The organism is Nocardia sp. NPDC059154, from assembly GCF_042755705.1.
Lineage (GTDB): Bacteria > Actinomycetota > Actinomycetes > Mycobacteriales > Mycobacteriaceae > Nocardia.
Genome location: NZ_JBHZCS010000019.1, coordinates 133,507 through 139,799, shown reverse-complemented (window position 1 = coordinate 139,799; position 6,293 = coordinate 133,507). Strand labels below are relative to the sequence as shown.

At 68.9% G+C, this 6,293-nt stretch carries 9 protein-coding genes; 5 read left to right on the top strand and 4 right to left on the bottom strand.

The genetic code is table 11. The features are described 5' to 3' along the window. Together ACFXN1_RS18680 and ACFXN1_RS18675 are read left to right on the top strand one after the other, a co-directional pair. The coding region (locus ACFXN1_RS18680; protein ID WP_379438786.1) for a hypothetical protein at nucleotides 1-390 on the top strand (390 nt) is incomplete at its 5' end. 50 nt (nucleotides 391-440) lie between these two features. Continuing rightward, a complete protein-coding gene (locus ACFXN1_RS18675; protein ID WP_379438788.1) occupies nucleotides 441-1,811 on the top strand; it encodes a glycosyltransferase 87 family protein in 1,371 nt (456 codons plus the stop codon). Here ACFXN1_RS18675 and ACFXN1_RS18670 read toward each other — a convergent pair. Continuing rightward, nucleotides 1,774-2,202, bottom strand: a complete 429-nt coding sequence (locus ACFXN1_RS18670; RefSeq protein ID WP_379438790.1) for a TIGR03668 family PPOX class F420-dependent oxidoreductase — start codon at nucleotides 2,200-2,202, stop codon at nucleotides 1,774-1,776. The genes ACFXN1_RS18675 and ACFXN1_RS18670 overlap by 38 nt on opposite strands. Nucleotides 2,203-2,252: 50 nt before the next feature. Continuing rightward, nucleotides 2,253-2,846, bottom strand: coding sequence for a TetR/AcrR family transcriptional regulator (locus ACFXN1_RS18665; protein WP_379438791.1), 594 nt, complete (start codon nucleotides 2,844-2,846; stop codon nucleotides 2,253-2,255). A 90-nt stretch (nucleotides 2,847-2,936) separates the two neighbouring features. Here ACFXN1_RS18665 and ACFXN1_RS18660 point away from each other — a divergent pair, with 90 nt between their 5' ends. Continuing rightward, nucleotides 2,937-4,052 (top strand): Gfo/Idh/MocA family protein, encoded by a 1,116-nt coding sequence (locus tag ACFXN1_RS18660; RefSeq protein ID WP_379438793.1) that lies wholly within the window; start codon nucleotides 2,937-2,939, stop codon nucleotides 4,050-4,052. On the opposite strand, the gene ACFXN1_RS18655 is transcribed toward ACFXN1_RS18660, so the two are convergent. Next, on the bottom strand, nucleotides 4,053-4,337 hold the full coding sequence (locus ACFXN1_RS18655) for a YciI family protein (protein ID WP_354839554.1): 285 nt from the start codon (nucleotides 4,335-4,337) through the stop codon (nucleotides 4,053-4,055). It lies immediately after the preceding gene. A gap of 43 nt (nucleotides 4,338-4,380) precedes the next feature. Then, a complete protein-coding gene (locus tag ACFXN1_RS18650) occupies nucleotides 4,381-4,923 on the bottom strand; it encodes an amino-acid N-acetyltransferase (protein ID WP_379438794.1) in 543 nt (180 codons plus the stop codon). 120 nt (nucleotides 4,924-5,043) lie between these two features. Here ACFXN1_RS18650 and pgsA point away from each other — a divergent pair, with 120 nt between their 5' ends. Further along, nucleotides 5,044-5,721, top strand: a complete 678-nt coding sequence (gene pgsA / locus ACFXN1_RS18645) for a CDP-diacylglycerol--glycerol-3-phosphate 3-phosphatidyltransferase (RefSeq protein ID WP_379398663.1) — start codon at nucleotides 5,044-5,046, stop codon at nucleotides 5,719-5,721. A 52-nt stretch (nucleotides 5,722-5,773) separates the two neighbouring features. Further along, a complete protein-coding gene (locus ACFXN1_RS18640; protein ID WP_354839737.1) occupies nucleotides 5,774-6,268 on the top strand; it encodes a CinA family protein in 495 nt (164 codons plus the stop codon). The last annotated feature ends 25 nt before the right edge of the window (nucleotides 6,269-6,293 follow it).

Here is a 6,293-nt window from a genome sequence, read left to right as displayed (position 1 = left end):
CCGGCCACGCCTATACCCGCCCGGCCCACCACAAGAAGGGCACCAAACCCCGCCGAACAGCGCAAACACCCAGCGGAGGTTAAATTTCAAGCTAACAGCCTGCCCGCTTTCCGAATACCCTTGATTCCCTGCGGTTTTACCGCCGAAGAGCAGAGATTTCGCGTCGCCGCGGCGACCTTCACCATCAAGAAGCACGGAATTCCGTTGCTGCTCAACCGCCCGGGCACGGCGCTGCAGATCGACGGCGGCTGGGAAGGTCGCCGCGCAGACCTTCTGCGACCTGCTGCGGGTGCAAGGCAGCCCGCCCGCGGTCTGCGGGACATCGACCACCACCGAGCCGGCGTCCACGGGCTGATCGCAGCCGGTTTCGCCGCGAGAACCATGGTGTAGCACCGTGATTGGGAGGATTGGCCGGGTCGGGCTTTGGTTATGGTAGCCAAATGGTTTTGGGGGCTGAGGAGTTTGCCGAGGAGTTCACCGGGCAGCGCGGCATCACCCGGATCGGTCGCCGGAGCACCGAACCCTGCGTGACAGACCGGATGCTGGTCGGCGGGCTCATCGTCATGGTGGCCGCGCTGCTGTGGCACGTCTTCGCCATACCCATCGGCAATCCGTACTACGGCCTGTTCAACAACGGCCTCGATCTGGACGTGTATCAGGCGGGCGGAGCGGCCCTGCGGAATCGGACCGGGCTCTACGACGGGCCCGTCGTGTTCGGCATGGAGTTCACCTACACCCCGTTCGCGGCCCTGGTCTTCGTTCCGCTCACGAGCATCTCGCTGGTCACCGCCAAGGCGCTGTGGTCGGCCGCGACCGTACTGGCCCTGATCGCGCTGACCGGGTGTTGCCTGCGCACCCTGAAATACCCGAATACGTTGCGCACCTGGATGTTCGCACTGGTGCTGGCGGTGATCTGCACGGTGCTCGAACCGGTGCGCTCCACGATCTGGCTCGGGCAGATCAATGTGTTCCTGGTCCTGCTCATCGTCTGGGACCTCACCCGCCCGCCCGCGGCCCGGCTGCGCGGTCTCGGGGTCGGCATCGCCGCCGGGATCAAACTGACCCCCGCGTTCTTCCTCGTCTATCTCGCCTGCACCCGGCAATGGCGGACGCTGGGTATGGCGGCCGGGGCGTTCGCCGCGACCATCGCCCTCGGCTTCCTCGCCCGGCCCGGCGACGCGTACTCGTACTGGCGCGGACAGGTCACCGCCGCCGGCCGGGTCGGGGCGGTCGATTCGCCGGGCAACCAGTCCGTCAACGGTCTGCTCGCGCAGCTGCTGCGGTTCTTCGACGTCGAGCGCTACGCGTCGAATGCGTTCGGGGCGACCGTGTTCCAGCCGCCCGCCTGGATGTGGCTGCTCGCGCTGTTCCCGGTCGTGGCCCTCGGGCTCACCGCGGCAACCCTTGCCCATCGCGCCCGTCAGGAGCTGCCGGCGATCACGGTCACCGGCATGACCGCCGCGTGCGCGTCACCGTTCTCGTGGGGCCATCACTGGGTGTGGTTCGTGCCTTTGCTGATTCTCGCCTGGCAGCACGCCCGTACCGCCGCTACCCGCTGGACCTGGCTTGCCCCGACCGTCGTCGTCCTGGTCGCCTTCAGCTGGTGGTGGACCTTCTCCGACCGGCCGCCCATCGAGGATTCGCCGCACCCCATCGGAATCGGCCTGTTCATGATGCCGCGCGCCGACAACTCGGTGTGGTTCGCCTACATCACGGTGCCGACCTACGCGGGCTGCTATGTGCTGCTCCACATCCTGGCGAGCGGCTACGTCATCAGACGTACGACCAGCCGCGCACCGAGTCGACTGTGATCCGAATGATCGGCCCCGCAGGCGGATCTGCTTGGTACTGCGGATATTTGGCGATCAGCCAGCCGAGCGGCAGCTCACGGTCCACCGTGTCGCCGAGGATGTCGGCGATGCCGTCGAGACGCGTCCACCACAGCCGGGTCCAGTCGTCGTCGTAGTGATCGGCGAGGAGCGAGACGCGAGGGTTGGCGGCGATATTCCGGAGGCGGCGTAGATCGGTGGTGGTCTTCGGTTTGTTGTCGATCGCGATCACCACCAGCAGCGGCGAATCGGCGGGGGAGACCGCGAACGTGACGGGAACCAGGTGCGGCACGCCGGTGGCATCGGCGGTGGCCAGCCGGGCCACCCGGGCGGCGCGGAACCTGGACAGAGCCGTGGCAACATCCGATCGCACGAGATCGACGGTAGACCGCCGGTCGTATCGCGCCACCGCCGGACCGGTGGTCACCGGCGTGCGGACAGCCCGTCCAGCACGATGCGCAGCGTGCGCTGCCATTGACCCGGGGCCGCGCGCAGGCCGACGGTGTGATCGGCGGTGCCGACCCCGGCCAGCGCGAAAGCCACGTCCTCCCAGGCGATATCGGCCCGCATCGAGCCGTTCTGCTGTGCCCTGCCGACCAATTCGCGCAGCCGGTCGGCCAGATCGCCGATGCAGCGGTCCACCTCGGCACTGCCCGCGCCGCCCAGTGCGTCGTTGACCCCGCAGCTCTCCGCCCGCAAACCCACGTACACGCCGGCGAATTCGGTGAACCCCTGCCACGGATCCGGCTGGGCGAGGGCGCGGTCGGCGGCCGCGATGCCCTCGTCGAGAACCTCCTCCAGCACCGCCGTCAGCAGTGCGTCGAGCGAGGGCACCCGCCGATAGAAGGTCCCCTTGCCCACCCCGGCCCGCTGCGCGATCTCCTGCGCGGTGACCGCCACCCCGACCTCCGCCACCGCCGCCCGCGCGGCCGTGACCAGTCGTTCGAGATTGCGGCGGGCATCGGCTCGGGGAGTCGGCGCGGCATCCCGGGCCAGCAGGCGATCGACGGCGGTCATGGCCGCACTCTAGCAAAAGTGGACTTTCCGAGTCCGTTTGACTAACGTCAAAAACGGACGCATCGAGTCCGCTTGATGGAGGAGTGAGTGATGTCGGACCGCATCCGAGTGGGAATCATCGGCGCGAACCCGGACCGGGGCTGGGCCACCCGCGCCCACATCCCGGCCCTGCGCGCCCTGCCGGACTACGAGCTGACCGCGGTCGGCACCAGCCGCCGCGAGAGCGCCGAACGTGCCGCCCGCCGCTTCGGCGCGGACCACCCCTTCACCGACGCGCGCGAACTGGCCGAGCATCCCGACGTCGACCTGGTCGTCATCACTGTGAAGGTCCCCGCGCACGCCGAACTGATCCGCACCGCGCTGAGCGCGGGCAAGCACGTCTACTCCGAATGGCCGCTCACCCGGACCACCGCCGAAGCCGAGGCCATCGTGGCCGCGGCCGCCGACGTTCCCGGACTGCACGTCGTCGGACTGCAGGCCGGGCTCGCCCCCGCCGTCCAGCGTGCGCGAACCTTGATGGTCAACAGTCGCTATGTGGGCAAGGTGGTTTCGGTCACGGTCTTCGCGGCCCGCGGCAAGGGCGCGGGCGGCCGCATCCCGCAGTGGGCGGCCTACACCCTGGACCGCGACAACGGCGCGGGCATGCTGGAGGTCGCGGGCGGCCACACCCTCGCGACTGTCGAATCCCTGGTCGGCCCGCTCACCGAGGTCTCGGCCGAGCTCGCGATCCGCCACCCGCTCGCCATCATCGACGAGACCGGCGAGCGGATATCGGTCACCAGCCCGGACCACCTGCTGCTGACCGGCCGCACCGATACCGGCATACCGGTGTCGGCCCACATCCACGACGGCAAGGTCACCGATGGCCGCACCCGCATCGAAATCTCCGGCACCGACGGCGATCTGGTGATTGTCAGCGACGGCCCCTCGGGAGCGGGCGGCATCCAGATGAGCGACCTGCGCCTGCTGGGATCCAACGGCCCGGGCGGCGCGTGGCAGGACCTGACCCCCGAGGAGGCCGGACCCTTTGCGGCGCTGCCGATCGAATCCCGCAATGTAGCAAGGCTTTACGACAGTCTGGCGAGCGACCTCCGCCGCAATCTCCACCTGGTCCCGTCCTTCGGGACCGGCCTGCACATGCACCGCGTCCTGGACGCCATCCGCCGCAGCGCCGACTCCGGCCGGCGCGAGGCGGTCGAAGCCTGATCAGGACACGAACGCGCCCATGGTCGGCTGCCATTCGACGATGCGCTTGTCGGTCAGCAGACCCTCGCGGTTGAACGGGTCGTTCTCGAACAGCGTGGTCACCGCCTCCAGGTCGTCGGCCTGGACCAGGATCAGCGCGCCCGACCCGTCCGGGTACGGACCGCTGGTGAGCACGGTGCCCGCGTCGACCAGGCTGTTCAGCCAGGCTCGGTGGTCGGGCCGGTGGATGTCGCGGCCGGGGACGGTGGCCTCGGAGTAGACGTAGTGGACGGCGAAGACGGCCATGGGCTGTCGCTCCTGATCTAAATCGGTACAGATATGGAGAAGGTCAGAGCGTCAACAGCATTCGGGTATTCCCGAGCGTGTTCGGCTTGACGTAGGACAGATCCAGGAACTCGGCGACACCGGTGTCGTAGGACCGGCACATCTCGGCGTACACCTCCGCGGTCACCGGTGTGCCCTCGATCTCCGCGAACCCGTGCCGAGCGAAGAAATCCACCTCGAAGGTCAGCACGAACACCCGCCTCAGCTCCAGCTCGCGGGCGACCGCGATGAGCTGCTCCACGATCAACCGCCCCGCGCCCGTGCCCTTGATGTCCGGGTGCACCGCAACGGTGCGCACCTCGCCGAGGTCGGCCCACAGCACGTGCAGCGCGCCGCAGCCGAGGATCTGGCCGTCGTGCTCGGCCACCCAGAATTCCTGGACCGCCTCGTACAGTGTCACCAGGTTCTTCTCGAGCAGGATCCGGCCGGCGTAGATGTCGATGAGGCTCTTGATCTCGGGCACGTCAGAGGTTCGCGCTCGGCGGACGATCGGCGCCATCGCCGCATGCCCGCCGATCGAACCACTGTCAGGTGCCCGTGTTGTCATGGGGTGCACAGTAGTCGGCCCGCGTACCGATAGGCTTATCGGTGTGTCGCACATCCAGCTCTCCCACATACCGGCATGGTCCGGAAACCATGGCCGGTGTCTCGGCCGGTGGGGGCGCTGGTGACCGTGCAACGTGACGAGTTGGAGGGTCGCTGGACCGATGCCGGTCCCGCGGCGCGTCCGGGATTCGCCCCCGTGCCCCGTCCGGAGGCGGCGGCGGAGCCGCCGGCCGTGCCACTGCTGAACATCGCCAATGTGCTGACGGTGCTGCGCATCCTGATCGTGCCGCTGTTCCTGCTGGCGCTGTTCGCCCACGGCGGGCACGACACCGAGTGGCGCTGGATCGCGGCCGGGCTGTTCGGCGTCGCCGCCATCACCGACCGCATCGACGGGCAACTGGCTCGCAAATACGGCCTGGTCACCGACTTCGGCAAGCTGGCCGACCCGATCGCGGACAAGGCGCTCGTCGGGGCCGCGCTCGTCGGATTGTCGATGCTCCACGATCTGCCCTGGTGGATCACGATCGTCATCGTGGCCCGCGAACTGGGCGTGACCCTGCTGCGGCTGGCCGTGGTCCGGCGCGGGGTGATTCCCGCGGGCCGGGGCGGCAAGCTCAAGACGCTGGTCCAGTCTGTCGCCATTGCCGTGCTGCTGCTGCCGCTCTCCGGCGGATTCGCTTCGGCCGGAATGGACTTGATGTATGTGGCCGTCGTGCTGACGGTCGTCACCGGTCTCGACTACGTCGTGCAAGCGGCCCGGCTCTGGTTCCGGTCGCCGGGCGGCAGCCGTGCCGCGTGACGTGCGGCCCGACATCGAGGCCGCGCTGTCCCGCGTAGCGACCGTTCCGCCCATTCCGCCCGACCCGCTCGTCACCTCGGCGCCCGCCGCCGAGCTGGTGGCCGCGCTCGCCGCCGCCGGTCAGACCGTCGCTACTGCGGAATCGCTGACCGCGGGACTGCTCAGCGCCACCATCGCGGGAATTCCGGGCGCCAGCACAGTGTTGCGGGGTGGACTGATCGTCTATGCCACCGACCTCAAACAGTCGCTCGCCGGTGTGAGTGCCGACACCCTGGCCGCCGACGGACCGGTAGCCGCGACCACCGCCGAACAGCTCGCCGTGGGGGCGCGTCACCGCTGCGAAGCGGACTGGGGAATCGGGCTCACCGGAGTCGCCGGACCCGAACCACAGGACGGGCGACCGGTCGGCACGGTATTCCTTGGTATAGCGGGTCCGGAGTCCACCGAGGTACTTCGGTTGAAGTTGTCGGGGGACCGGTGGACGATCAGGGTGGGCGCGGTTCGCGCCGCGGTCACCGAGCTCGTCCGCATCGTCAGGGACGAGTGACGAGGCCGGGAACGCGCGGCCGACG

Excerpts from the sequence above, each read along its gene's own strand:
- ACFXN1_RS18675 (WP_379438788.1), top strand. The coding sequence starts at position 441 with ATGGTTTTGGGGGCTGAGGAGTTTGCCGAGGAGTTCACCGGGCAGCGC.
- ACFXN1_RS18665 (WP_379438791.1), bottom strand. The coding sequence starts at position 2,846 with ATGACCGCCGTCGATCGCCTGCTGGCCCGGGATGCCGCGCCGACTCCC.
- ACFXN1_RS18660 (WP_379438793.1), top strand. The coding sequence starts at position 2,937 with ATGTCGGACCGCATCCGAGTGGGAATCATCGGCGCGAACCCGGACCGG.
- ACFXN1_RS18655 (WP_354839554.1), bottom strand. The coding sequence starts at position 4,337 with ATGGCCGTCTTCGCCGTCCACTACGTCTACTCCGAGGCCACCGTCCCC.
- ACFXN1_RS18650 (WP_379438794.1), bottom strand. The coding sequence starts at position 4,923 with ATGACAACACGGGCACCTGACAGTGGTTCGATCGGCGGGCATGCGGCG.